The 22823-nt window shown below is 71.8% G+C and carries 24 protein-coding genes; 8 read left to right on the forward strand and 16 right to left on the reverse strand.

Annotation, left to right across the window (positions count from 1 at the left end):
• Window positions 1–13: 13 nt before the first annotated feature.
• From A37W_RS0116490 to A37W_RS0116525, 8 genes are all read right to left on the reverse strand, one after another.
• Complete coding sequence (locus A37W_RS0116490) at window positions 14–376, reverse strand: hypothetical protein (protein ID WP_018304146.1); 363 nt, start codon at window positions 374–376, stop codon at window positions 14–16.
• A 121-nt stretch (window positions 377–497) separates the two neighbouring features.
• Entirely contained in the window at window positions 498–830 is a 333-nt protein-coding gene (gene cyoD / locus A37W_RS0116495) for a cytochrome o ubiquinol oxidase subunit IV (RefSeq protein WP_018304147.1), read from the reverse strand.
• Window positions 827–1453 carry a cytochrome c oxidase subunit 3 gene (locus tag A37W_RS24420; protein ID WP_018304148.1) on the reverse strand — a complete coding sequence of 209 codons (627 nt, stop codon included), beginning with the start codon at window positions 1451–1453 and terminating at the stop codon, window positions 827–829. Before A37W_RS24420 ends, cyoD begins: the two co-directional genes overlap by 4 nt.
• Window positions 1450–3522 (reverse strand): cbb3-type cytochrome c oxidase subunit I, encoded by a 2073-nt coding sequence (locus A37W_RS24425; protein WP_018304149.1) that lies wholly within the window; start codon window positions 3520–3522, stop codon window positions 1450–1452. The genes A37W_RS24420 and A37W_RS24425 overlap by 4 nt, the downstream gene beginning before the upstream one ends.
• Window positions 3519–4355, reverse strand: a complete 837-nt coding sequence (locus tag A37W_RS24160; protein ID WP_018304150.1) for a cytochrome c oxidase subunit II — start codon at window positions 4353–4355, stop codon at window positions 3519–3521. Before A37W_RS24160 ends, A37W_RS24425 begins: the two co-directional genes overlap by 4 nt.
• A gap of 54 nt (window positions 4356–4409) precedes the next feature.
• Window positions 4410–5300, reverse strand: coding sequence for an NAD-dependent epimerase/dehydratase family protein (locus tag A37W_RS0116515; protein ID WP_026198563.1), 891 nt, complete (start codon window positions 5298–5300; stop codon window positions 4410–4412).
• Entirely contained in the window at window positions 5297–6133 is an 837-nt protein-coding gene (locus A37W_RS0116520; RefSeq protein ID WP_018304152.1) for a glycosyltransferase, read from the reverse strand. Before A37W_RS0116520 ends, A37W_RS0116515 begins: the two co-directional genes overlap by 4 nt.
• Window positions 6133–7350 carry an NAD-dependent epimerase/dehydratase family protein gene (locus A37W_RS0116525; protein WP_018304153.1) on the reverse strand — a complete coding sequence of 406 codons (1218 nt, stop codon included), beginning with the start codon at window positions 7348–7350 and terminating at the stop codon, window positions 6133–6135. The genes A37W_RS0116520 and A37W_RS0116525 overlap by 1 nt, the downstream gene beginning before the upstream one ends.
• Before the next feature lie 284 nt (window positions 7351–7634).
• Here A37W_RS0116525 and A37W_RS0116530 point away from each other — a divergent pair, with 284 nt between their 5' ends.
• Window positions 7635–8045: a YciI family protein gene (locus tag A37W_RS0116530; protein ID WP_018304154.1), complete on the forward strand. Its 411-nt coding sequence runs from the start codon at window positions 7635–7637 to the stop codon at window positions 8043–8045.
• A 38-nt stretch (window positions 8046–8083) separates the two neighbouring features.
• The gene (locus A37W_RS0116535; RefSeq protein ID WP_018304155.1) at window positions 8084–9352 is read left to right on the forward strand and encodes an RNA polymerase sigma factor; all 1269 of its coding nucleotides are present in this window, start codon (window positions 8084–8086) and stop codon (window positions 9350–9352) included.
• Window positions 9353–9356: 4 nt separating this feature from the next.
• On the opposite strand, the gene A37W_RS0116540 is transcribed toward A37W_RS0116535, so the two are convergent.
• The 8 genes from A37W_RS0116540 to A37W_RS0116575 all read right to left on the reverse strand — a co-directional run bounded on the left by A37W_RS0116540 (window position 9357) and on the right by A37W_RS0116575 (window position 15555).
• The gene (locus tag A37W_RS0116540) at window positions 9357–9803 is read right to left on the reverse strand and encodes a DUF421 domain-containing protein (RefSeq protein ID WP_018304156.1); all 447 of its coding nucleotides are present in this window, start codon (window positions 9801–9803) and stop codon (window positions 9357–9359) included.
• 12 nt (window positions 9804–9815) lie between these two features.
• Window positions 9816–10331 carry a hypothetical protein gene (locus tag A37W_RS22965; RefSeq protein WP_018304157.1) on the reverse strand — a complete coding sequence of 172 codons (516 nt, stop codon included), beginning with the start codon at window positions 10329–10331 and terminating at the stop codon, window positions 9816–9818.
• 67 nt (window positions 10332–10398) lie between these two features.
• The gene (locus tag A37W_RS0116550) at window positions 10399–11700 is read right to left on the reverse strand and encodes a TRAP transporter large permease (protein ID WP_018304158.1); all 1302 of its coding nucleotides are present in this window, start codon (window positions 11698–11700) and stop codon (window positions 10399–10401) included.
• A complete protein-coding gene (locus A37W_RS22275) occupies window positions 11697–12209 on the reverse strand; it encodes a TRAP transporter small permease (protein WP_018304159.1) in 513 nt (170 codons plus the stop codon). The genes A37W_RS0116550 and A37W_RS22275 overlap by 4 nt, the downstream gene beginning before the upstream one ends.
• Window positions 12210–12279: 70 nt before the next feature.
• Window positions 12280–13371 carry a TRAP transporter substrate-binding protein DctP gene (gene dctP / locus A37W_RS0116560; protein WP_018304160.1) on the reverse strand — a complete coding sequence of 364 codons (1092 nt, stop codon included), beginning with the start codon at window positions 13369–13371 and terminating at the stop codon, window positions 12280–12282.
• 30 nt (window positions 13372–13401) lie between these two features.
• On the reverse strand, window positions 13402–14277 hold the full coding sequence (locus tag A37W_RS0116565) for a 4-hydroxyphenyl-beta-ketoacyl-CoA hydrolase (RefSeq protein ID WP_018304161.1): 876 nt from the start codon (window positions 14275–14277) through the stop codon (window positions 13402–13404).
• Window positions 14274–14768: a MarR family winged helix-turn-helix transcriptional regulator gene (locus tag A37W_RS0116570; protein WP_018304162.1), complete on the reverse strand. Its 495-nt coding sequence runs from the start codon at window positions 14766–14768 to the stop codon at window positions 14274–14276. The genes A37W_RS0116565 and A37W_RS0116570 overlap by 4 nt, the downstream gene beginning before the upstream one ends.
• On the reverse strand, window positions 14761–15555 hold the full coding sequence (locus tag A37W_RS0116575) for a crotonase/enoyl-CoA hydratase family protein (RefSeq protein ID WP_018304163.1): 795 nt from the start codon (window positions 15553–15555) through the stop codon (window positions 14761–14763). The genes A37W_RS0116570 and A37W_RS0116575 overlap by 8 nt, the downstream gene beginning before the upstream one ends.
• 102 nt (window positions 15556–15657) lie before the next feature.
• Between A37W_RS0116575 and A37W_RS0116580 the strand changes: the two genes are divergently transcribed.
• From A37W_RS0116580 to A37W_RS0116605, 6 genes are all read left to right on the forward strand, one after another.
• The gene (locus A37W_RS0116580) at window positions 15658–17493 is read left to right on the forward strand and encodes a feruloyl-CoA synthase (protein ID WP_018304164.1); all 1836 of its coding nucleotides are present in this window, start codon (window positions 15658–15660) and stop codon (window positions 17491–17493) included.
• Window positions 17490–18245, forward strand: coding sequence for an SDR family NAD(P)-dependent oxidoreductase (locus A37W_RS0116585; RefSeq protein ID WP_018304165.1), 756 nt, complete (start codon window positions 17490–17492; stop codon window positions 18243–18245). The genes A37W_RS0116580 and A37W_RS0116585 overlap by 4 nt, the downstream gene beginning before the upstream one ends.
• The gene (locus tag A37W_RS0116590; protein ID WP_018304166.1) at window positions 18242–19834 is read left to right on the forward strand and encodes an acyl-CoA dehydrogenase family protein; all 1593 of its coding nucleotides are present in this window, start codon (window positions 18242–18244) and stop codon (window positions 19832–19834) included. Before A37W_RS0116585 ends, A37W_RS0116590 begins: the two co-directional genes overlap by 4 nt.
• Before the next feature lie 246 nt (window positions 19835–20080).
• Window positions 20081–20938 carry an ABC transporter permease gene (locus A37W_RS0116595; protein WP_018304167.1) on the forward strand — a complete coding sequence of 286 codons (858 nt, stop codon included), beginning with the start codon at window positions 20081–20083 and terminating at the stop codon, window positions 20936–20938.
• Window positions 20939–21760: an ABC transporter permease gene (locus tag A37W_RS0116600; RefSeq protein WP_018304168.1), complete on the forward strand. Its 822-nt coding sequence runs from the start codon at window positions 20939–20941 to the stop codon at window positions 21758–21760.
• Window positions 21757–22797, forward strand: a complete 1041-nt coding sequence (locus A37W_RS0116605; protein ID WP_018304169.1) for an ABC transporter ATP-binding protein — start codon at window positions 21757–21759, stop codon at window positions 22795–22797. The genes A37W_RS0116600 and A37W_RS0116605 overlap by 4 nt, the downstream gene beginning before the upstream one ends.
• Window positions 22798–22823 lie beyond the last annotated feature (26 nt).

The raw sequence follows: 22823 nt of genomic DNA on the forward strand, positions 1-22823 counted from the left end.
CGTCTCCGTGTCGTCACCGGCCGCGCCGGTACAGGGCGGGCAGGCAGAGAAGGACGAGAATCAGGATGAGCGTCGGCGCGAGGAGGCGCGGGACCTGCATCCACCAGTCGTCGCCGACCTCCCACCAGGCCCAAGCGACGGTGCCCAGCCAGGTCACGAGGTAGACCCAGACCGCGGCCATGTGCTGCCGCGTGAGCAGGAGGCCCGTGGCGATCAGGCCGATGCCGGCGAGGGCGTAGTACCACGACCCCCCCAGCACGATGAGCCAGACGCCGCCGGCGAGGAGAAGGAGGCCGAGCAGCACGCAGACCCAGCCGAGGATCGTCACCGCCCAGTTCCGATGGCGTGGAACGGTGGTGGTTGAATGGGCGACCATGAGGCGCCTCCGTCATGTCGTTGAAATTCGCGGAGGCGCGGCGCACCGGCCCCTCGCAGGCTAAACGAGGCTCGGGGGTGAGCCGTTCCTTGCCGGTTCCTTGCGCATCGACCAGCGCCGGTCACATCCGCGTATGCTGGTCGAACAGGATCCAGACCGTGCCGCCAACCATCAGCGCGACGATGAGGGCCGTGAACAGGATGAGCTGCAGGTCGTCGCGGTGCGAGCGGGCGAGGTCGATATGCAGGAAGAACCGGAAATGCGCGGCGATCTGGACGATCGCGAGCGTGCACAGGACGACCAGCGCCGTTCCGCCCGAGACGTAGCCGGACCCGACGAGCCCGAAAGCCGCCAGCGTCAGCGCCAGCGTGGCCACGGCGCCGCGGATGTACTGCCGCCGCTCCGCCGCCTCGCCGACATCCTCGCTGCGGGGAAGGTCGTGGTCGTCGCTCATGGCGCCAGTCCCGACAGGAAGACGAAGGAGAAGATCGCTACCCACACCACGTCGAGGAGGTGCCAGTAGATCGCCAGCCGCATCAGCCGCAGCTTCACCGCGCCGTCCAGCCCGAAGATCGCCAGCTGCGCCGCCATGACCAGCATCCAGAGCAGCCCCGCGGCGACGTGCACGAAATGTGTCCCGGTCAGCAGGTAGAAGATCGACAGGAAGCCCGAGACCTGCGGCGTCGCGCCATGCTCGGTCACCATGCGCGCCCAGTCCCGCGCCTCGAGGCCGAGGAACAGCGCACCGAGGACGAACGTCGCGCCGAGCCACAGCGACAGTGCGCGGCGGTCGTCGTCGTACTTCAGCGCCAGCGCCGCCATGCCGAAGGTGAAGCTCGACGCCAGCAGCGCGAGCGTCTGCCAGAGGGTGCTCTTGAGGTCGAAGATCTCCACCGGGGCGGGACCGCCCGCGATTCCGTGGACGGACATCGCCGCATAGGTGGCGAAAAGGACCGCGAACAGCGCGAGGTCGCTCATCATCAGGACCCAGAAGCCGAAGACCGTCTCCTCGGCGGCGTCGTGGACGGGCGAGTCGGTCGTGCCGAGATTCAGGCCGGGGTGACGGACGTCGCTCACAGCGGCTCCTCCGCGAGGCCGCGGTTCTCGGGGGTCAGTTCGTCCCGGCGGTGGACCGGCGTCGCGGCGGCGACATCGGCCAGCCAGGCGCGGTGGGCAGCCTCCACCTCGGCGGCGGGGATCGTCCGCTCGGTGTCCCGGACGAAGGACCGGCCGATGACGACGGCCCAGACTCCGGCGAAGGCGAGGGCGGCGGTGGCCCAGGCCTGCCAGACCATCGCGAACGCCGCCAGGCCGGCCAGCGCGCCGATCACCACGGGCACCGCGCTGTTCCGCGGCATCTCGATGTCCTCGTACGTTTCCTGCCGGCGGTACGCCTCGCCCTGCGCCTTCAGCGCCGTGAAGGCGTCCACGTCCTCGACCTTCGGCTCGCCCGCGAAGTTGAACTCGAACGCCGGCGCCGGCCCCAGCCATTCCAGCGAGCGGCCGTCCCACGGATCGCCCGCCGGTACGGCGAGCGCGTCGCGGCGGCGGACCGACACGACGATCTGCACCACCAGCGCGGCGAACCCGGCCAGGATCAGCACCGCCCCCGCCTCCGCCGCCCACAGCCACGGCCGGAACAACGGGTCCGAGAAGTAGGCCGTCCGGCGCATGCCCCCCATCATCCCCATCGCGTAGAGCGGCATGAAGGCCAGCAGGAACCCCGGCGCCATCAACCAGAACACCGCCCGGCCCCACCCCTCGTGGAGGCGGAAGCCGAACGCCTTGGGAAACCAGAGGTGGATCGCAGCCAGCATCGCGAACAGCGTCCCGGGGATCAGCATGTTGTGGAAGTGCGCCACGAGGAACAGCGAGTTGTGGACGCCGTAGTCGACCGTCGGGTTCGCCAGCAGGACCCCGGTCACGCCGCCCAGCAGGAACGTCACGAGGAAGTAGTTCGCGAACAGCATCGGCACCCGCAGCCGCACCCGCCCGAACATCATCGTCAGCAGCCAGTCATAGACCTTCACCCCCGTCGGCACGCCGATCAGCATCGTCGCGATGCCGAAGGCGGCGTTCACGTTCGCCGACTGGCCCATGGTGAAGAAGTGGTGCAGCCAGACCGTGAAGGACAGGACCGCGATCGCCATCGTGGCGTAGACGAGGCTGAGATAGCCGAACAGGCGCTTGCCGGAGAAAGTCGAGAACACCTCGGACCAGACGCCGAAGGCCGGCAGGATCAGGATGTAGACCTCCGGATGGCCGAACAGCCAGAACAGGTTGGCGAAGTTCATCATGTCGCCGCCCGATCCGACGGTGAAGAAGTGAAAGCCGGCATGCCGGTCCAGCCACAGCATCAGGGTCGCCAGCGTCAGCGGGGCCATCGCGAAGATCATCAGGATCGAGGTGCACAGCACCGTCCAGCAGAAGAGCGGCATCCGGAACAGGTGCATCCCCTGCACCCGCCGCTTGTAGAGGGTGACGGCGAAGTTCATCCCCGTCAGCGTCGAGCCGATCGACGACAGCGTCAGCGCCCAGATCCAGTAGTCCGGCCCCTCGCCCGGACTGATGTCGGCGCCGGTATAGGGGGGATACCCGCTCCACCCGCCGGTCGAGAAGTGGCCGAGGACGAGCGACACCATCACCAGGCCCGCCGCCGCCGCGGTCAGCATCAGCGAGATCGCATTCAGCAGCGGAAAGCTGACGTCCCGCGCGCCGATCTGCAGCGGCATGACGAAGTTCATGATCCCGGTCAGCAACGGCATCGCCACGAGGAAGATCATGATCGTGCCGTGCGTGCTGAACAGCTCGGCGAAGTGGTCCGGCGCCACGAGGCCGGCATCGAGGGCGGCCGTCGCCTGATGGGCGCGCATCACGTTCGCCTCGGCCACCGCGCGGGCGAACATGACCAGCGCGAGCGCGACGTACATGATCCCGATCTTCTTGTGGTCGAGGCTGGTCAGCCAGTCGCGCCACAGGGGCCGCCACCAGCCCCTGACGGTCAGGAGGATGAGGGTGGCGACGACGCCGAGGACAAGCAGTCCGGCCGCCGCGGCGGCGATGGCGTTGTTCAGGTCGGGCGTGCGCCAGAACTCGACGAAGGTGACGTCGTCCCAGCGCAGCGTCCCGAGGAACAGTCCGATCATCGGTGGGCCCCGTGGGACGACGGGGCGGCGATGCGGGCGAAAAGGTCCGCGTCTGCCGCGAGATAAGCTTCCGCGCCGTCTCCCATGGCGATGCGCTGCAGCACGTCCGGGGGCAGGGGCCCGGCACCGTCACGGGTCGCCTCGATGCGGGCGTGCCAGTTAGTCTCCGGCAGCGCCTCGGTCTCGAACCGCTCTTCGGGGAAGAGGGGACCGCTGTATTGCGTGTTCAGCCCGGCATAGGTGCCGGGGGCGAAGGCGGCGAGGTTCAGCTCGGTCGTCATGCCGGGCATCGCGTAGATCTGGCCTGCGAGGCGGGGGACCATGACGCTGCGCAGCACGTCGACGCTGGTCAGCTTCAGTCGCGCCGTCCGGTCCGCGTCGAGGAGGAGGCGGTCGACGGTGACGATGCCCTCGTCCGGATAGAGGAACAGGAAATGTCCTTCGGCGGCGATCGCCTGCACCTCCAGCGGGTCGGGACCGAGGGGGCGGTAGGGATCCAGCGACAGGGTCGCGTGCCAGAGGTTCCAGGCGAGGAAACCCACCACCACGACGGGGACCGACCAGATCGCCACCTCCGCCAGCGGGCTGGCGCCCCAGTCCCGGCGATAGCGTCCGCCGCCGCCGTTCAGCCGGTAGCGCCACAGGATGAGCGGCAGGCCGATCAGCAGCGGCACGGTGACGACCGCCATCCACCACAGGATGGAGACGAAATGCGCGCGCTGCGCCTCGGCCACCGGGCCGGCGGCCCAGAGGAACCCCTGCTCCTGCGCGGCGGCTGGAGCCCCGACGGCGAAGAAGAGGAGACAGGTCGGGAGGATTCGGTCCGGGGTCACTCGGGCATGCGCGGTCCTGAGGGGGCCGACCCCCGGGGCCGGCTTGCCCAGAGCCTACGAACCTGCGTGGTCACGGGTTCCGTCCGCCATGCCGCGCAGGACGTCCTCGACGCCCGCGATCCCGCGCGGCCGCCAGCCGAAGGCCCGGATCCGGTCCGTCGCCATGGCGCTCACGGTCGCGGGGTCGCCCGGTGGCGGAAGCAGGCCGTCGCGGTGAGCAATGCGGGCGTAGGCCGAGAGGAGGTCGCGGCGGTCGAGAACGATGTCCGAGACGTTCAGAAGCGGCGGTGGGTCGGGCAGCGTCAGCGCCAGCGCGACGGCTGCGGCGAGGTCGGCCTCGTGCACCTCGGTCGCGACGCGGGGGCCCACGGTCTCGCCCCGGCCGAAGGCGTCGAGGAGGGGCCGCCACTTGTGCGCCGTGCCCGGCCGCTCGGGTCCGTAGACGCCGGTCGCGCGGAGGGAGACGCCGCCGGGGCGCCGGGTCAGCGCGTCCTCGGCCGCCGCCTTTACTTGGCCGTACAGCGTGTCGGGGCGGGGCGTCATCTCCTCGGTCAGGAGGGTGCCGGGAGGATACGCGCCGTAGACCGCGCGGGTGGACAAGAGGACGATCCGGGGCACGTCGGCGGCGGCTTCGAACAGGTCCAGCGTTCCGCCGAGGTTTAGGCGCAGGAAGCCCTCCGGGTCGTCGCCCTCGCCCCCGCGATACCGGCCGGGCAGGTGCGCCAGCGCGAGGTGCACCAGCGCGTCGGCACGGGCGAGGGCGGACGCGGCGGGATGTCTGCCGGCAGCCTCTTCGCAGAACCGTCCCGCGAGGTCCCACTCCGCGAACGCCGCCCCCGCCACCGGCCTTCGCCCCAGCGCCGTCACCTCGTGCCCGTCCGCCAGCAGCCGCTCCAGCACCGCCGGCCCGACCGAGCCGGTCGCCCCGGTCAGTGCGACCCTCACGCGCGCCACGGCGACGGCAGGTCTGCGAGCGCGGGCACGTCGCCGTCCCCGGCATGGGCCCGCCACAGCGCGATCAGCGGCGCCAGCGCCCCGGCCTTCGCATGCTTCGCCTGCCAGGGCTTCTCGTACTGGAAGTGCAGGACGCGGATCGACGGCCAGTGCCAGAGGTCGGGGAGGTTCAGCCAGACGTACTGCAGCATGTTGCAGGTCACCGGCAGCCCGTGCCAGCCGGGGAAGTACTCCTGCAGGAACGTCTGGTCGGTCCGCCGCCAGAACGCGCCCGGCACGTCCAGCCGCGCCAGCATGTCGCGGAACGTCGCCGCGTCCGGCCGCGCGGTGAAGACGCCGGAATTCAGCCGGTGAAAGTCGGCGAGGCTCTCGTAGACGTTTGGCGCGGCGCAGAATTCGGGGTAGTCCAGCAGGCTGTCGATCGGCTGCAGCACCAGCGTGTCGGCGTCGAGGAAGACGACCCGCTCGTAGTCCAGCTGCCACAGCCGCAGCTTGACGAAATTGTCGAGCGGGGTGTGGAACGCCGGCTTCTCGCCCCTGGTGAAGGGCGCGGCGCCGTGGAGGCGGCCCTTGGCGTGGGCCGCCGCGAACTCCGCCGAGACGGGGAGGAGGTCGGTCTGCACCAGCCGCGCGCCCAGCGCGGCGAGCGGCGCCAGAGCGTCCGCCGACGTCCCGCCGGTATGCATCACCACGATGTCCGCCGCCGTGCCCGTCCGCCGCAGCGAGCGGACCAGCGCGCCCGCCCCAGTGGCGAAATCGTCGTTGGTGACCAGCGTGACGAAGGCGGCGCGCGACGCCGCCGGCCGGTCCGCCGCCAGCACCATCAGGACACCGACCGCAGGCCCTTGCGCTCGGGGTCGCGCTCCACCGCGCGGGCGAGGTCGCGGGTCCAGGCCGACACCGCCGGCACGCGGGAACGGTCGATCCGGTGGGCGTACTTCTTCGCCACCTCGACCACCTCGGACAGCAGGCCGTCCTCCAGCGTCGTCGGGTTCAGCCCCAGCGCCAGGAACTGGTCGTTCTTGACGATCAGGTCGTTCTCGGCCGCCTCCTTCCGCGGGTTCGGCAGCATCGCGACCTTTGCCCCGCTCAGCCGCGCCACCATCTCGGCGAGGTCGCGGACGCGGTGCGTCTCGGTCATCTGGTTGAAGATGCGCACCCGCTCGCCCGCCTTCGGCGCGTCGCCGAGCGCCAGCTCGATGCAGCGCACCGAATCCTGGATGTGGATGAAGGCCCGCGTCTGCCCGCCGGTGCCGTGCACGGTCAGCGGGTAGCCGATGGCCGCCTGGATGAGGAAGCGGTTGAGGACGGTGCCGTAGTCGCCGTCATAGTCGAAGCGGTTGATCAGCTGCTCGTGCCGGCGGGTCTGCTCGGTATGGGTGCCCCAGACGATGCCCTGGTGCAGGTCGGTGATCCGCAGGCCGTCGTTCTGGGCGTAGAACTGGAAGAGGATCTGATCGAGGCTCTTGGTCATGTGGTAGACCGAGCCGGGTCGCGTCGGATACAGGATCTCCTGCTCCTTCTTCCCGCTCGGGGTGTCGATCTCGACGTCGAGATACCCCTCCGGGATCGGCGCTCCGACCGACGAATAGCCGTAGACGCCCATCGTCCCGAGGTGGACGAGGTGCGCGTCGATCCCCGTCTCCACCAGCGCGGCGAGCAGGTTGTGCGTGGCGCGGACGTTGTTGTCGACGGTGTAGACCTTATGGCGGTCGGTCTTCATCGAATAGGGCGCCGCCCGCTGCTCGGCGAAGTGGACGATGGCGTCGGGCTTGTGCTCGGCCAGCCAGCCCTTCAGCCGCTCGTACTCGGTGGCGAGGTTCAGCAGGTGGAAGTGCAGCCGGCGGCCCGTCTCCTGGTGCCAGATGCGGCAGCGCTCCTGGATCGAATCCATCGGGGTCAGGGACTGCACCCCCAGCTCGGTGTCGATCCAGCGGCGGCTGAGATTGTCCACGATGTGGACCTCGTGGCCCTGGTCGCTGAGGTGCAGGGTGGTGGGCCAGCCGACGAAGCCGTCGCCGCCGAGGATCGCGATCTTCATGGGTCTTCCTTCGCTCCGTGCCGCCTACGGGACGGCCTTTGCCGCAGCCACGTATCACGAATGCGACGTCGGTCACTGCCCTTATCGCCCGCCGGGCCGGCGGGAAGCTGCCGTGATCGATGCAACGGAGGGCGGTCGGGCGCTGCCCTTTGGGTCCTGGCGGACCCTTGAGTCCGGGCGGGTCAGAAAAAAGTTTGCGCCGCCTGTCCGATCCCGCGACGCTCGTTCGTCGTGTGGGTATCGGGGCCGATGGTCGGTGCCCGCACCCAAGGTGGAGAGAGACGATGCGGATCATGGTGATCGTGAAGGCGGACGAAGAGAGCGAAGCCGGCAAGATGCCGAGCCAGGGCGTGCTGGAGAAGATGCTGGCCTACAATACCGAGCTGGTGGAGGCCGGGATCATGGTCGACGGTGACGGCCTCAAGGCGTCGTCCGCCGGCAAGCGGATCACCTTCGACGGCAAGGAGCGGACCGTCACCGACGGCCCCTTCGCCGAGATCCGCGAGCTGGTTTCGGGCTACTGGATCTGGGAGGTGCGGGACATGGACGAGGCGGTCGAGTGGGCCCGCCGCGCGCCCTTCGTCGACGGCCAGCTGGAGCTGCGGCCGTTCAACCGGCCCGAGGATTTCGGCGAGGCCTTCACGCCCGAGATGCAGGCGGCGGAGGAGGAGTTGCGCGCCCGCTCCAGGGGCTGACTTGGCGGCGGGCGGGCCGGGGGGCATGATCGGGCGATATGCCCGCATCGGCCCCTCACCTGCCCACCCACCGCGCCGTCGAGACCGTGTTCCGGATCGAGCGGACGCGGCTCATCGCCGGCCTCGCCGCGCGGACCCGCGACGTCGCGCTCGCCGAGGACCTGGCGCAGGAGGCGCTGATCGTCGCGCTGGACGACTGGCCCCGGCGGGGGATCCCCGACAATCCCGGCGCCTGGCTGATGGCAACGGCCAAGCGGCGGGCGGTGGACCTCTTCCGCCGTTGCCGGATGCAGGATCGCAAGCACGCCGAGATCGCGGCGGAGGGCGAGGAGGGCGCAGCGCCGGACATGGCGGCGTGGCTCGACGACGACATCGGCGACGAGGTGCTGGCGCTGGTCTTCACCGCCTGCCACCCGGTCCTGTCGCCCGAGGCGCGCGCGGCGCTGACCCTGCGCCTCGTTGCCGGCCTGACGGTGGCCGAGATTGCCCGCGCGTACCTGTCCGCCGAAGCCGCCATCGCCCGCCGCATCACGCGTGCCAAGGCCGCCATCGCAGAGGCGCGCGTGCCGTTCGAGGTGCCGCGCGGAGCCGAGCGGCGGGCGCGGCTCTCTTCGGTCCTAGAGGTGGTCTACCTCATCTTCAACGAGGGCTACGCCGCCACCGCCGGCGACGCCCCCGTCCGGCGCGAGCTCGCGGCCGAGGCGCAGCGGCTCGGTCGCCTGCTGGCGCAGCGCCTGCCGGACGAGGCGGAGGTCTGGGGGCTGCTCGCGCTGATGGAGCTGCAGGCCTCGCGCCTGCCGGCGCGGGTGGGCGCGGACGGCGTGCCGGTGCCGCTGCCCGATCAGTTGAGCGCGCGCTGGGACCGGCTGATGCTGCGCCGCGGGCTGGTCGCGCTGGAGCGGGCGGAGACCCTCGGCGGCGCTGGCGGCGACTATGCCCTGCAGGCGCGGATCGCGGCCTGCCATGCCGCCACGCTGACCGGCCGGCCGACCGACTGGCGGCGGATCGCGGCGCTCTACGACGACCTGATCGAGGTGCGGAAGACGCCGGTGGTCGCCCTCGCCCGTGCCATCGCCTGGTCGATGGCCGAGGGACCCGAGGAGGGGCTGGTCCACCTGACGGACATCGAGGAAGCCGGCGTCCTGCCCGGTTACGCTCCGCTGCACGCGGCCTTCGGCGACTGCCACTTCCGCGCCGGCCGCCCGGACGCGGCGCGTGCGGCCTTTACCCGCGCCGCCACGCTGTCCGCCAACGCGGCCGAGCGGGCGTTCCTGCTCCGCCGCGCCGCCGCCTGCGACGGGGCCTGAGCCGTCACTCCCCGCGCGGCACGATGCTGATCCCGCCGCTGACCTCCAGCACCGCGAAGTCGATCTGGTCGAGCCGGGCGAGGCCCTGGCCGACCCGCGCCGCCTCCAGCACGTCCTCCAGCGAAACGCGTGCGCGGTGCATCGCCTCCCAGTCCGGCTCGCCCTTCGCGATCAGCACCGTCGGCACGCCATCGATGAACCGGGCGAGCCAGTCGGCGCGCCGCTTGAGGAACGTCAGCAAGATGTCCATCGTGAACAGCGTCACGATCAGCACCGCCGCGTTGGTGACCGAGAAGTCGTCGCCGAGCAGCGCCTGCTGCGTCGTCTCGGCCACGATCAGCAGCAGCACGAAGTCGAACGGGGTCGTCTGCGCGAGCGTGCGCCGCCCCGACAGGCGCACCACGATCAGGAGCACCAGGTAGACGGCGACTCCGCGAAAGACACTTTCCATCGGGCCTTCCTTCTAGGGCAGGACCAGCGTCCAGACCTCGGCGTCCGCAGCGCCGACGCCGAGACGGTAACGCGGCAGCCCGGGACTGCGGGGGCGGATCGAGAAACTGATCTCCGCTCCGGCCCCGGCGTCGAATTCCAGCACCAGAAGGCCGCCGCGTGAGGTCTCGCGATTCGGTCGCGGCGTCACAGTCTCGATGCTGAAGGCGTCGAGGAACGCGGGCTCCAGCGTTACCACGTACGCGTCCGCCTCGGTGGTGAAGCGCACGTCCATCCGGTCCGCCGCCTGCCAGCGGGCCAGTCGGGGCATCTCCACCTCGGCGGCGCCGACGGTGAGCGTCCGGTCGGCGGCCCATCCGCCGGCCCCGGTGAAGCCGAGCAGCGCCGCCGCGACGAAAATGCCGAAGCCCACCCAAAGTCCCCGCTCCAGCCGCCAGTGCAGGCGCTGGACGTCGCGATGCTCGTCGAGCTGGAGGCCGTCGCCGCGGATCGGGATCGCGGTCGCGGGGTCCTTGTGGTCGCCTTGCAATTCTCTCGCCTCAGCGCCTGTCCAACGGCCCCAACGCCCGGCGCCCGACTGCGGTTCCCGCTGCCCGCTACAGGTACCCCGGCAGCCACAGCACCATCGCCGGGAATGCGATCATGATCGCCACGACCACCAGGTCCGAGACGAAGAACGGCACCACGCCCCGGAAGACCTGCAGCGTCGTCACGTATTTCGACGCCACGTTGCGTATGACGAACACGTTCATGCCCAGCGGCGGCGTGATCATCCCGATCTCCAGCAGCTTCACCACCAGCACGCCGAACCAGACCAGGCTGATCCCCTGGTCGCGCAACACCGGCAGGAAGACGGGAAGCGTCACGAGGAGCGCCCCGAACGGCTCCATGAAGGTGCCGAGGATCAGGTAGACGACCACCACAATCAGCATCAGCTGCACGTAGCCGAGGTCGGCGTCCGCGACCCAGGAGTTGATGTAGGCGGACAGGCCCGACAGCCCGAGGAAGCGGGTGAACATCGTCGCGCCGATGCCGATCAGGAACAGCGAGCCGGTCGTCACGACGGTCTCCAGCAGCGACTGCTGGATCACCAGGCGCCCCAGCCGCCCGGTCACCGCCGCGATGAGGATCGTCCCCAGCGCGCCCACCGCGCCGGCCTCGGTGGCCGAGAAGAACTCGGCGAACAGCCCGCCGAAGACCAGGACGATGAGGACGAGGATCGGCACCACGTTCAGCACCGCCCGCCGCGTGCCGCCGTCCATCGGCACCGGCGCGTGCGACGGGATCAGGTCGGGCCGCAGCTTGCAGATGGCGATCACGACCGCGCAGTAGGCGAGCGCGGTCAGCAGGCCCACGGTGATGCCGCCGGCGAAGACGGCGGTGATCGAGGTCTCGGCGAAGACGCCGTAGAGGATCATCAGGATCGACGGCGGGATCAGCGCGCCGATGGTGCCGCCCGCGGCGATGCAGCCCGCGGCGAGGGAGGGGCGGTAGCCGGCGTTCACCATCTCGGGGATGGCGATCCGGCCCATCGCGGCGGCGCAGGCGAGCGACGAGCCCGACACCGCGGCGAAGCCCGAGCAGGCGAAGATCGACGACACGGCGAGGCCGCCGGGCAGCTTGCGCAGCACCAGCTTGGCCGCCTCGAACAGGCCGCCGGTGAGGCCCGCATGGTAGGCGACGAAGCCCATCAGCAGGAACATCGGCACCGCCGACAGCGTCCAGGACGCGACGAAGTCGTAGGGCGTGCTGGCGATGATCCCGACGGCGGGCGAGACGCCGATCAGGCTGACCACGCCGCCGAAGCTGACGGCGATCAGAGCCATCGCGACCGGCACCCGCAGCACGAGGAGGAGCAGCAGGATCGCCACCCCGACCATTCCGGTGGCGATGCTCATGCCGTGCGGCCCTTATGTCCTGCGCCCCTGCGCATCGTGTCCGCCAGCCGCACCGCCACGGCGAGCGTGGCGAGGGCGAAGCCGACGGTCGGGAAGATGTAGCTGGGCCAGGTCGCGTACGGCGTCTGCCCCAGCTCGATCATCGTGCCGCGGCGCCAGTTCGACATCATCGAGCCCCAGGTGGCGTAGGTCAGCGCGGCGTAGATCACCGTCGTGACCGCGGCGACGATGAGGTCGGACACCCAGCGCACGCCGGGGGACAGGAAGCCGTCCACCAGCTCCACCGAGATCATCTCGCCGCGCAGCTCGATCCAGGCGAGCGGCAGGAAGGCGAGGGGGACCATGTAGTAGCGTGCGACGGTGGCGTTGGTGATGTCGAACGAGACGCGGAACAGGTTCCGCGACACCACGTCGACGCAGATGTGCACCATCATCACCACCACCGCGATCGCCCCGATCAGGGCGAGGATGCGCGAGATGTGCGAGGTGACCCGGACGGCGAGGTCCATGATCTGTCAGGCTCCAGTCGGCCGGGGAGGGGGGCCGGCCCGGCGTCGTGCCGGGCCGGCGGGTCTCAGGTCAGAGGCCGTACGTCGACAGGTCGACGTTGCTCCAGATCCGCTCCCAGGCGACGTCGGCCAGCGCCTCGGGGTCCTCGCCCGTCTCGGCGACGATGGCGGTCCACTCGTCCACCAGCGTCACGAAGTCGGCGAGATCCGGGCCGGCGGCGGCGATCTGCGCCTCGCGGTCCGCCTGCGCGAACTCCTCGACCGCGGCGAGAAGCTCGTCCGACGCCTCGGTCACGACGATGTCGCTGTCGGCCACAGCGGTCCGCGCCTCTTCCGGCAGCTGGAACGCCCAGCGGTCGGTGAAGGCGAGGTTGGCGCGGTTGGCGGCGCGCAGCACCTGCTCGCGCTGCTCGACGGTCAGGCCCTCCCACGTCGCGTTGGCGAAGGTGAAGTTCGACGTCGCGTGGTAGGTGCCGATCGGCATCGTGTTGAAGTGCGTCGCCACGTCGATCAGCCGGTAGGACAGCATGTCGACGATCGACGCCATGGAGCCGTCGATGGTGCCCTGGCTCATCGCCTCGAACTGGTCGCCGACGGCCATCGGCACGCCGGAGGCGCCGAAGTTCTCGGCCCAGCGCGAGTAGGGCGCGCCGCCCGAGCGCAGGCGCAGGCCCTGCAGGTCGTCCGCCGATTCCACCGGGACGGTGGTGATCAGGCCGTAGACGTCGGACGAGCCGGCGCCGAGGAACACGCCGCCGAACGCCGCGAACTCCTCCTGGCAGGGCTGGCAGTTCACCACCCATTCGGTGAAGGCGAGGCCCATCGCGTAGGGGTCGCGGCCGAGAAGGGCGAGGTCTCCGGCGCCGCCGGTGATCGGGAAGTCGGCCGCGAAGTAGAGCGGCAGCGAGTTGCCGACGTCGGCGAGGCCGGAGGTCAGCGCGTCGCCCATCTGCGGCAGCGCGACGACCTCGGGCCCGAGGATCGTGGTGCCGATGGAACCGCCGGACTCCTCGGCCAGGAACTCGGCGAAGTGCTCGTACATGTAGTAGGCCGGGTGCGCCGGCGGCGCGGCGGGCGCGAGGCGCAGGTCCTGCGCCGCGGCCGGGGCCGCCGCGAGAACGGCCAGCCCGAGGGCCAGCCCCTTGGTCGTCAGATAGGTCATGATCGCTCCTCCCTGGTTGTCATGACGTCTTCAGATCTTCAGCAGCCGCCTCGCATTCTCCTTCATGATCAGCGGCTTCACCTCGTCGCGGATGCCGATCTTGTCGAAATCGGCGATCCAGCGGTCGGGCGTGATGGCGGGCCAGTCCGAGCCGAACAGCATCTTCTTCTTCAGGATGGTGTTCGCGTACTGGACGAAGAGCGGCGGAAAGTACTTGGGCGACCAGCCGGACATGTCGACGTAGACGTTCGGCTTGTGCTGGGCGACGGCGAGGCCCTCCTCGGTCCACGGGAACGAGGGGTGGGCGAGGATGATCGGCATGTCCGGGAAGTCGACCGCCACGTCGTCGACGTGGATCGGGTTGCTGAACTTCAGCCGCATCCCCATCCCGCCGCGCATGCCCGAGCCGACGCCGGTCTGGCCGGTGTGGAACAGGGCGACGGCCCCCTCCTCGGAGATCGCCTCGTAGATCGGGTAGGCCATCCGGTCGTTCGGGTAGAAGCCCTGCATCGTGGGGTGGAACTTGAACCCCTTCACGCCGAACTCGCGCACCAGCCGCCGCGCCTCGCGCGCGCCGGCGCGGCCCTTGGCCGGGTCGATCGAGGCGAAGGGGATCAGGATGTCGTCGTTCTCGGCGGCGATCTGCGCGACTTCCTCGTTCGAGTAGCGGCGAAAGCCGGTCTCGCGCTCGGCGTCGACGGGGAAGATCACGGCGGCGATCCTGCGCTCGCGGTAGTATTCGGCGGTCTGCTGGACCGACGGCAGCATCCCCTCGCGGCCGGCGGGGTTCTTGAAGTAGGCGGCCATGCCGGCCTGGAACTCGTCGTAGCCGTCGTCGCGGTGGCCCTGGCAGGGCTCCTCGGCGTGGGTGTGGATGTCGATGGCGACGATGTCGTCGAGATTCATCTCGGACCCTCCGGGTCGGGCATGCCGAGATAGGCGCGCAGGAGGCGCCGCAGCTCGGCGTGGTCGGCGTCGCTCAGGCCCCGGCCCGCGACCGCCTCGTGGGCGAGGAACGGGCCGCGCAGAGTCTCCACATGGCAGGCGCCGGCCTCGGTCAGGCGCAGTTCGACCGCGCGGCGGTCGTCGGGGGGCACGCGGCGCTCGATCCAGCCCTTCTCCTCCAGCGCGCGGACCATCTTGGTCATGTGCGCGCGCTTGATGACGAGGGCGCGGGCGAGCGTGCCCTGCCGGATTCCCGGATTCTCGGCCAGCAGCATCAGCACCGACATCTCGCCGGGGCGGACGTCCATCTCGGCGAGGTCGTCGTAGAAATGGCCGAACGCCACCAGCTGCGACAGCCGCAGCAGCAGGCCCAGCGAATCGGCGAGCGGCCCGTAGCGGACCTCTCCGTCGTCGAGGCCGGGCGGCGGCGCGGTGTCGGCCGCGTCACGCATCCTTCGGCGCCTCGACCTTGCCGGCCCGTTTCTCGAGGAAGGCGCGCAGCCGCGCCTCGGCCTCGGGCGTCGCGGTGGTCAGCGCGGACATGATCGACTCGACGAACAGGCCGTCCTCGGACGACATGTCGCGGATGCGGGGCAGCGCGTTCAGCACCGCGTAGTTCGACATCTCGGCGTTCTCGGCCATCCGCTCGGCCAGCGCGACCGCCTTGTCCAGCGCCTCGCCCTCGCCGGTGACGTAGTTGACGCCGCCCCAGCGCTCCATCTCGGCGGCGCCGACCGTGCGGCCGGTCAGCATCATGTCCGCCATCCGGTGCGCGCCGATCAGCCGGGCGATGCGGACCGAGCCGCCGCCGCCGACGAAGATGCCGCGCTGGCCCTCGGGCAGGCCGAAGAAGGCGCCGCTCTCGGCCACGCGGATCTGCGCCGCGGCGGCGAGCTCGAACCCGCCGCCGACCACGGCGCCCTGCATCGCGGCGACGAAGGGGATGGCCCCGCGCTCGATCAGGTCGAACGAGCGGTGCCAGGTGCGGCTGCCCTTCACCGCCTCGATCAACGGCTTCTCCACATGCTCGGCGAGGTCGAGGCCGGCGCAGAAATGCGGGCCCCGGCCGGTCAGCACCGCGGCCTTCGCCTCGGAGCTCGCCCGCACCACGGCCTCGGTCAGCGCGGCGACGACGCGGTCGGAAATGGCGTTGCGTTTCTCGGGCCGATCGAGCCCAATGATCGCGACCTGTCCGCGCAGCTCGTAGGTGACGAGGCCGCTGCTGGCGGGCTGATCCATACGCTTCCCCTCCCGGCCGCGGGTGCGGCCGCCGTTTGTTTCCGAGTAGACAATTTTTTCGCGGCGAGTCAATCTCCCCGCGCCGCCGGCGGAGGAGGAGCCATGACCGAGCGCGACAGCGATCCCCTGTTCTGGACCCCCGACCTGCGCGTCGAGACCCGCCCCGACGGCGTGATGCTGGTGTCCACCGGCACCCCGCTCGCCGACTATCCGCGCAGCATGAACGTCCGCCTCATGGAATGGGCCGAGGCCGCGCCCGACCGCGTCTGGCTGGCCGAGCGCGACGGCGAGGACGGCTGGCGGCGCGTGACCTACGCCGAGGCGGCCCGCGCCGTGCGCGGAATCGGCGCGGCGCTGGTCGAGCGGGGCCTGTCCCCCGAGCGGCCGCTGCTGATCCTGTCCGGCAACTCCGTCGCGCACGCGCTGATGGCGATGGGGGCGCAGCATGTGGGCGTGCCCTCCGCCGCCATCGCGCCGGCCTACGCCCTGGCCGAAGACCTCGGCAAGCTGCGCTCGGTGGTGGAGCAGCTGACGCCGGGCATGGTCTTTGCCGAGGAGGCGGCGCCGTTCCTGCGCGCGGTGGACGCCGAGCTGCCGGGCATCCCGATGGTCACCGTCCGCGGCGACGCCCCGGGACGCGAGCGCATCGCGTTCGACGCCCTCGCCGCGACCGAGCCAACGGACGCGATGGAACAGGCTCACGCCGCGACCGGCCCCGACACGGTGGCGAAGTTCCTCTTCACCTCGGGCACCACGGGCCGGCCCAAGGCGGTGATCCAGACCCAGAAGATGATCTGCGCCAACCAGCAGACGATCCGCCAGTGCTGGCCCTTCCTGCGCGAGCCGCCGGTGGTGATCGACTGGGCGCCCTGGAACCACACGGCCAGCGGCAACAAGGTCTTCTACATGGTGCTGAACAACGGCGGCACCTACCACATCGACGACGGCCGCCCGACGCCCAGGGACATCGGGAAAACGGTCCGCAACCTGCGCGAGGTGGCGCCGACCTGGTACTTCAACGTGCCCATCGGCTACCAGATGCTGCTCGACACGATGGAGGCGGACGCCGAGCTGCGGCACACCTTCTTCTCGCGGCTGAAGATGCTGTTCTACGCCGGCGCGGGCATGAGCCAGCCGATCTGGGACCGCCTGACGAAGATGGCCGAGGACGAGGTGGAGGGCGGCGTGCTCCTCGCCACCGGCCTCGGCTCCACCGAGACGGCGCCGTTCGCGCTGATCTGCACGACGCGGCAGGAGCGGTCGGGCAACGTGGGCATCCCCGCCGACGGGGTGACGCTGAAACTGGTGCCGGCGGGCGACCGGTGGGAGGCGCGGCTCGCCGGCCCCGGTATCACGCCCGGCTACTGGCGCGACCCCGAGCTGACGGCCGAGGCGTTCGACGAGGAAGGCTTCTACAAGCTGGGCGACGCGCTGAGCTTCCACTCCGAGGGCCGGCCCGAGGACGGCTTCCACTTCGCCGGCCGGCTGGCCGAGAACTTCAAGCTGGCGACCGGCACTTGGGTCGCGGTGGGCGAGCTGCGGGCGAAGCTGTGCAACGAACTGGGCGGCCTCGCCTCGGACGCGGTGATCGCGGGCGAGGGGCGGGAGGCGCTGGGCGCGCTGGTGGTGCCGGACTGGTCCAAGGTCCGCGGGGCGGCGGAGGACACGTCGGCGGAGGGCGCCGCGCTGCTGACCGACCCCGGCGTGAAGGCGGCGGTGGCGGCCCGGCTGGCGGCGCACGCGAAGGCCGCCACCGGCTCCGCCAGCCGGGTCACGCGGGTGATGCTGCTGGCCGAGCCGCTGTCGTTCGAGGCGGGCGAGGTGACGGACAAGGGCTCGGTCAACCAGCGCGCGGTGCTGCGCAACCGGCAGGATCTGGTGGACGCGCTGTGGTCCGACGACGACCCGCGGGTGATCCGGGCGGAGGACGCGGCATGAGGCTGGACGGCGCGCACGTCGCCGTCACCGGCGGCGCCTCCGGCCTCGGCGCCGCGACGGCGCGGCTGCTGGCGGAGGAGGGGGCGAAGGTCTCGATCCTCGACCGGAACGGCGACGCGGCGGCCGAGGTGGCGGCGGAGCTGGGCGGACATTCCGCGGCGGTCGACGTCACCGACGAGGCTGCGGGTGCGGCGCTGGAGGCGGCGATCGACGCGCTCGGCCCCCTCCGCGGCCTGGTGAACTGCGCCGGAATCGGCACCGCCGCCCGGATCGCCGGCCGCGACGGGCCCATGCCGCTCGCCGACTTCGAGCGGGTGATACGCGTCAACCTGATCGGCACCTTCAACATGATGCGCCTCGCCGCCGACAGGATGACCCGGAACGAGCCGGTGGAGGGCGAGCGCGGGACCATCGTCAGCACCGCCTCGGTCGCCGCCTTCGACGGGCAGGTCGGGCAGGCCGCCTACGCCGCGGCCAAGGGCGGCATCGTCTCGCTCGCGCTGCCCGCGGCGCGCGAGCTGGCGCGCTTCGGCATCCGCGTGAACACCGTCGCGCCCGGCATCTTCGAGACGCCGCTCCTCGGCGAGCTGCCCGAGGCTGTGCGCGAGGGCATCGCCGCCTCGATCCCGTTCCCCGCCCGCCTCGGCGCGCCTGCCGAGTTCGCCGAGGCGGTGCGCTTCTGCCTGACGAACGCCTACCTCAACGCCGAGGTGATCCGCCTCGACGGGGGCGTGCGCCTGCCGCCGAAATGAGCGCCGACCTCGTCGCCGCGATCCTGGCCGGCACGCCGGGCTGGGGGGCGGCCTCCGGCGGGTTCGACGAGGCGGACGTCCGGCAGGTGCTCGACGAGGCCGGGCGGCTCGCGGACGAGGTGCTGGCGCCGCTCGCGGCGGTCGCGGACCGCGAGGGCTGCCGGCTGGTGGACGGACGGGTGCGCCTGCCGGAAGGGTCGGGAGATGCCTGGCGGGCGCTGGCGGAGGGCGGCTGGATAGCGCCGGACCTGCCGGAAGAGCTGGGCGGGATCGGCCTGCCGCTGCCGCTGACGGTGGCGGCAGGGCTGCTGCTGGAAGGCGCGGCGATGCCGTTCCTGATGGGCGTCGGCGCGACGCGGGCGGCGGCGCACATGCTGGCGGCCGAGGCGCCGGACCTCGCCGCCGACTGGGCGCCCGCGCTGGCGGCGGGAGAGCGGGCGGCGACGATCTGCATCTCCGAGCCGGACGCCGGGTCCGACGTCGGCCGCATCCGGACACGGGCGGTGTCCGAGGGAAACGGCTGGCGCGTCACCGGGACGAAATGCTGGATCAGCTTCGGCGACCACGACCTGACGCCCGTGATCGGCCACATGATGCTCGCCCGTACCGGCCCGGCCGAGGCGGGGACACGCGGGCTGTCGCTGTTCCTCGTGCCCTCCGCGGTGGACGGCGCGCCGAACGGCGTCACGGTCGAACGGATCGAGGAGAAGATGGGCCTCCACGGCTCGCCCACCTGCGTCCTGCGGTTCGAGGGCGCGGCGGCGACGCTGATCGGCGAGGAGGGACGCGGCCTGCCCGCCCTCTTCACGATGATCGAGCTGATGCGCCTGCAGACCGGCACGCAAGGGGCCGGTGTCGCGCTGCGCGCCGCCGCGCTGGCCCGCCGCTACGCCGCCGAGCGGCGGCAGGGCGGGCGGCCGGACGCCGCGCCGCCGCCGATCACGGAGCATCCTGACGTGGCCCGGCAATGCGCCGAGATCGGCGTCCGCGCCGTGCTCGCCACCGCGCTGACGCTGGAGGCCGCGGCGACGCTCGCCGCCGCCCGCGCGGGGGACGCGGCCGCGCAGGCCGAGGCGTCGGTCCTGCTGCCGCTCGCCAAGACCTTCGGCGGCGAGCTGGCGTCCGAGGCGGCGTCGGGCGCGGTGCAGGTGCTGGGCGGCGCCGGCTACACGCGCGAGTGGCCGGCGGAGCGGTGGCTGCGCGACGTGCGGATCCTGACGATCTACGAGGGGACGACGGGCATGCAGGCGCAGGACCTGCTGCTGCGCCGGCTGGTCCGCGAGGAGGGGCGGGGGATCGCGTCTCTCCTCGGGCGGCTCCGTGCGGAGGCGGCAGGGTGGGGGAGCGGATCGCCGCTCCTCGACCGCCTCGACGCGCTGTCGGACGATCTGCGGGCCCGCCCGCCGGCCGCGCTCGCCGCCGTCGCGGACGGCTACCTCCGGGCCTTCTGGGCGGCGCTGTCGGACCACCTCGCCGCCCGCCTCGCCGCCACCTGCCCGCCCGCCGCCGCGGCGGGACGCTGGTGGCGCGCGACCTCCGCCGCCCGGTTCGACCTCGCGCTGGCGGAGATCGCGCGCGGGGTCGGCTGACGGGCGGACGGCGGGCCGGCAACCTTCGCACCGGTTCGGCTTCCTCGGCAGGCCTCAGTGAACGCGGCCGCTGCGCGACCGCGCGTCAGTCGATCGTCCGCCCCGGATCTTAGGTGGGGGCACTCCGTGCCGAGTCGGTTCGACCAGACCCACCACGAGCCACCCGTCCTCGCCCGTCCGGGCGGCTGGACAGCGCCCGGACGATCTGACCCTATCGGCCCCCGTGGCGCAGCGCAGGAAGGGGCGATGTCGGACCGGCTGAAGATCGCGCTCCTCCTCGCGCCGGCGCTGCTGCTGGTGGGCGGGCTGTTCTTCGGCGGGCTGGCGGTCGGTGTCGTGCGCTCGCTCGGCGTCTCGCCGGCGCTCGGCGGCGCGGGACCGACCCTCGCAGCCTATCGCACCCTGCTCGCCGACCCGGAGTTCCTGCGCAGCCTCGCCCTCAGCCTCCACATCTCCGTCATCTCCACGGCGCTCGCGGCCATCATCGGCGTCGCCGCCGCCCTCCTCCTGCGGCGGACCTTCGTCGGGCGGGGCGTCGCGACGGTGCTGTTCCAGCTGAACCTGACCGTGCCGCACCTCGTCGGCGCGATCGGTATCCTGTACCTGCTGTCGCAGTCCGGCCTCGTCGCGCGGGCGGCGCACGGCGCGGGCCTAATCGGCGGGCCGGCCGACTTTCCGCCGCTGACCCACGACCGCTGGGCCATCGGCATCATCCTCGTCTACGTCTGGAAGGAGGTGCCGTTCATCGGCATCGTCGCGCTCGCCCAGATGCAGGCGCTGGGCGAGGACTGGGAGAGCGTCGCCCGCGGCCTCGGCGCCTCGCGCTGGCAGGCGCTGCGCCACGTCCTGCTGCCGCTGATCCTGCCCGGCGTGCTGGCGGCGAGCGTGATCGTCTTCGCCTTCACATTCGGCGCCTACGAGATCCCGGCGCTGCTGGGGCAGAGCTACCCGGCGGCGCTGCCGGTCCTGGCGTGGCGGCGCTTCACCGACCCCGACCTCGCCGCCCGGCCCGAGGCGATGGCGACGGCGCTGGTGATCGCGCTGCTGTCGGCGGCGATGATCTGGGCCTACGTGCGGCTCGTCCGCCGCGGCGTGCGGGCGTAGATGGAGCGCAGCCCGCCGCTCCTGCGCTCGGTCCGCGTGCTGTCGGGCATCCTGCTGATCGTCTGGCTGGTGCTGCCGCTGGTGCCGCTCGTCGTCTGGTCGCTCGCCCGGGGCTGGCGCTATCCCGACCTCCTGCCGGACGCGTGGACCCTGCGGGCCTGGGACTACGCCCTGTCGGCGCAGTCGGGCGTGCTGCCGGCGCTGTGGACGACGCTGGTCGTGGCCGTCTGCGCGACGGCGCTCGCGGTCCTCGTCGGCGTTCCGGCCGGGCGGGCGCTGGGCCTGCACGCCTTCCGCGGCAAGGCGCTGGTCGAGATCGCGATCCTGGCGCCGGTGATCGTGCCGGGCATCGCGGCTTCGTTCGGGTTGCACGCGGTGTTCCTGTCGCTCGGCCTCACGAACGGCATCGCGGGGGTGATCCTCGTCCACCTGATCCCGACGGTGCCCTACATGACCCTCGTCATGGCGGGCGGGTTCGCGAATTTCGATCCGGGCTTCGAGGCGCAGGCGCGCAGCCTCGGCGCCTCGCGCTGGCAGACGTTCCGGCACGTCACGCTGCCTGCGATCCGGCCCGGGCTGATCGTCGGCGCGTTGTTCGCCTTTCTGGTGTCGTGGAGCCAGTACCTCCTCACCCTCGTCATCGGCGGCGGGCGGGTCGTGACGCTGCCGATCCTCCTCTTCAACTTCGCCTCGGCGGGCCGGAACGACCTGACCGGGGCGATCGCGGTCCTGTACGTCCTGCCGGGCGTGGTCGTGCTGATCCTGACGGCGCGGCACCTGTCGGGCCGCTCGGCGGCGCTGGTGGCGGGGCTCGGCCGGTGACGCGGGTCACGCTGGACGCGCTGACGGCGGTCTATCCCGGCGCCGCCGCGCCGGCGGTCGACGGGCTGACGCTGGAGGTGGCGGAGGGAGAGCTGGTCGCCCTTCTCGGCCCGTCGGGCTGCGGCAAGACGACGGCGCTGAAGATGGTTGCGGGGCTGCTGGCGCCGACCTCGGGCGATGTCGCCTTCGGAGGGCGGTCGGTGCTGGAGGTGCCGCCGGAGCGCCGGGGCGCGGTGCTGGTGATGCAGGGCGGGCTGCTGTTTCCCTACATGTCGGTCGCGGACAATGTCGGCTTCGGCCTGCGGATGCGCGGCCGGCCGCGGGACGAGATCCGGCGCCGCGCGGCCGACATGCTGGAGCGGGTGCGCCTGCCGGGCCTCGCCGACCGCAGGCCGGCCGAGCTGTCGGGCGGCCAGCAGCAACGGGTCGCGCTGGCGCGGGCGCTGGTGGTGGGGCCGAAGGTGCTGCTGCTGGACGAGCCGCTGTCGTCGCTGGACGCCCACCTGCGCGGCGAGATGCGCGACCTGATCCGCGAGCTGCAACAGGAGCTGGGGATCACGACGATCATGGTCACCCACGACCAGGAGGAGGCGGCGATCCTTGCCGACCGGGTGGCGCTGATCCTGCAGGGGCGGCTGCAGCAGGTGGACGCGCCGCGGGCCATGTACGACCGGCCGGCGACCGAGGCGGCGGCGCGGTTCTTCGGCGGGCGCAACTTCGTGCCGGGCACGGCGGAGGGCGGGCGGTTCCTGTCGGCGCTCGGCCCGCTCGTCCTGCCGGAGGGCGCGCGCGACGGTCCCGGTCTCCTGACGATCCGGCCCGAAGCGATTCGCCCCGGGGCGGGGCCCGAGAACACGCTCGCCGTCCGCGTCACCGGCCGCGCCTTCCTCGGCACGGCGACGCGCCTGACGCTCGCCGCCGGAGACGTGACGCTCGAGGCGGTGCTGCCGCCGGACACCGCGGACGCTTTTGCGCCCGGCGGGGCGGCGGAGGTGCACCTGCCGCGCTGCGCCCTGTGGGTGCTGCCGCCGGCCTGACGCGACGCGACATGTCGCGAACGGAC

This window comes from Wenxinia marina DSM 24838, assembly GCF_000379485.1.
GTDB lineage: Bacteria > Pseudomonadota > Alphaproteobacteria > Rhodobacterales > Rhodobacteraceae > Wenxinia > Wenxinia marina.

Coding starts and splice junctions, on each gene's coding strand:
- A37W_RS0116535 (WP_018304155.1), top strand. CDS start 8,084: ATGCCCGCATCGGCCCCTCACCTGCCCACCCACCGCGCCGTCGAGACC.
- A37W_RS0116600 (WP_018304168.1), top strand. CDS start 20,939: ATGGAGCGCAGCCCGCCGCTCCTGCGCTCGGTCCGCGTGCTGTCGGGC.
- A37W_RS0116580 (WP_018304164.1), top strand. CDS start 15,658: ATGACCGAGCGCGACAGCGATCCCCTGTTCTGGACCCCCGACCTGCGC.
- A37W_RS0116570 (WP_018304162.1), bottom strand. CDS start 14,768: ATGCGTGACGCGGCCGACACCGCGCCGCCGCCCGGCCTCGACGACGGA.
- A37W_RS0116595 (WP_018304167.1), top strand. CDS start 20,081: ATGTCGGACCGGCTGAAGATCGCGCTCCTCCTCGCGCCGGCGCTGCTG.
- A37W_RS0116490 (WP_018304146.1), bottom strand. CDS start 376: ATGGTCGCCCATTCAACCACCACCGTTCCACGCCATCGGAACTGGGCG.
- cyoD (WP_018304147.1), bottom strand. CDS start 830: ATGAGCGACGACCACGACCTTCCCCGCAGCGAGGATGTCGGCGAGGCG.
- A37W_RS0116590 (WP_018304166.1), top strand. CDS start 18,242: ATGAGCGCCGACCTCGTCGCCGCGATCCTGGCCGGCACGCCGGGCTGG.
- A37W_RS22275 (WP_018304159.1), bottom strand. CDS start 12,209: ATGGACCTCGCCGTCCGGGTCACCTCGCACATCTCGCGCATCCTCGCC.
- A37W_RS0116520 (WP_018304152.1), bottom strand. CDS start 6,133: ATGGTGCTGGCGGCGGACCGGCCGGCGGCGTCGCGCGCCGCCTTCGTC.
- dctP (WP_018304160.1), bottom strand. CDS start 13,371: ATGACCTATCTGACGACCAAGGGGCTGGCCCTCGGGCTGGCCGTTCTC.
- A37W_RS0116585 (WP_018304165.1), top strand. CDS start 17,490: ATGAGGCTGGACGGCGCGCACGTCGCCGTCACCGGCGGCGCCTCCGGC.
- A37W_RS0116575 (WP_018304163.1), bottom strand. CDS start 15,555: ATGGATCAGCCCGCCAGCAGCGGCCTCGTCACCTACGAGCTGCGCGGA.
- A37W_RS0116565 (WP_018304161.1), bottom strand. CDS start 14,277: ATGAATCTCGACGACATCGTCGCCATCGACATCCACACCCACGCCGAG.
- A37W_RS0116540 (WP_018304156.1), bottom strand. CDS start 9,803: ATGGAAAGTGTCTTTCGCGGAGTCGCCGTCTACCTGGTGCTCCTGATC.
- A37W_RS24425 (WP_018304149.1), bottom strand. CDS start 3,522: ATGATCGGACTGTTCCTCGGGACGCTGCGCTGGGACGACGTCACCTTC.
- A37W_RS0116530 (WP_018304154.1), top strand. CDS start 7,635: ATGCGGATCATGGTGATCGTGAAGGCGGACGAAGAGAGCGAAGCCGGC.
- A37W_RS0116550 (WP_018304158.1), bottom strand. CDS start 11,700: ATGAGCATCGCCACCGGAATGGTCGGGGTGGCGATCCTGCTGCTCCTC.
- A37W_RS0116525 (WP_018304153.1), bottom strand. CDS start 7,350: ATGAAGATCGCGATCCTCGGCGGCGACGGCTTCGTCGGCTGGCCCACC.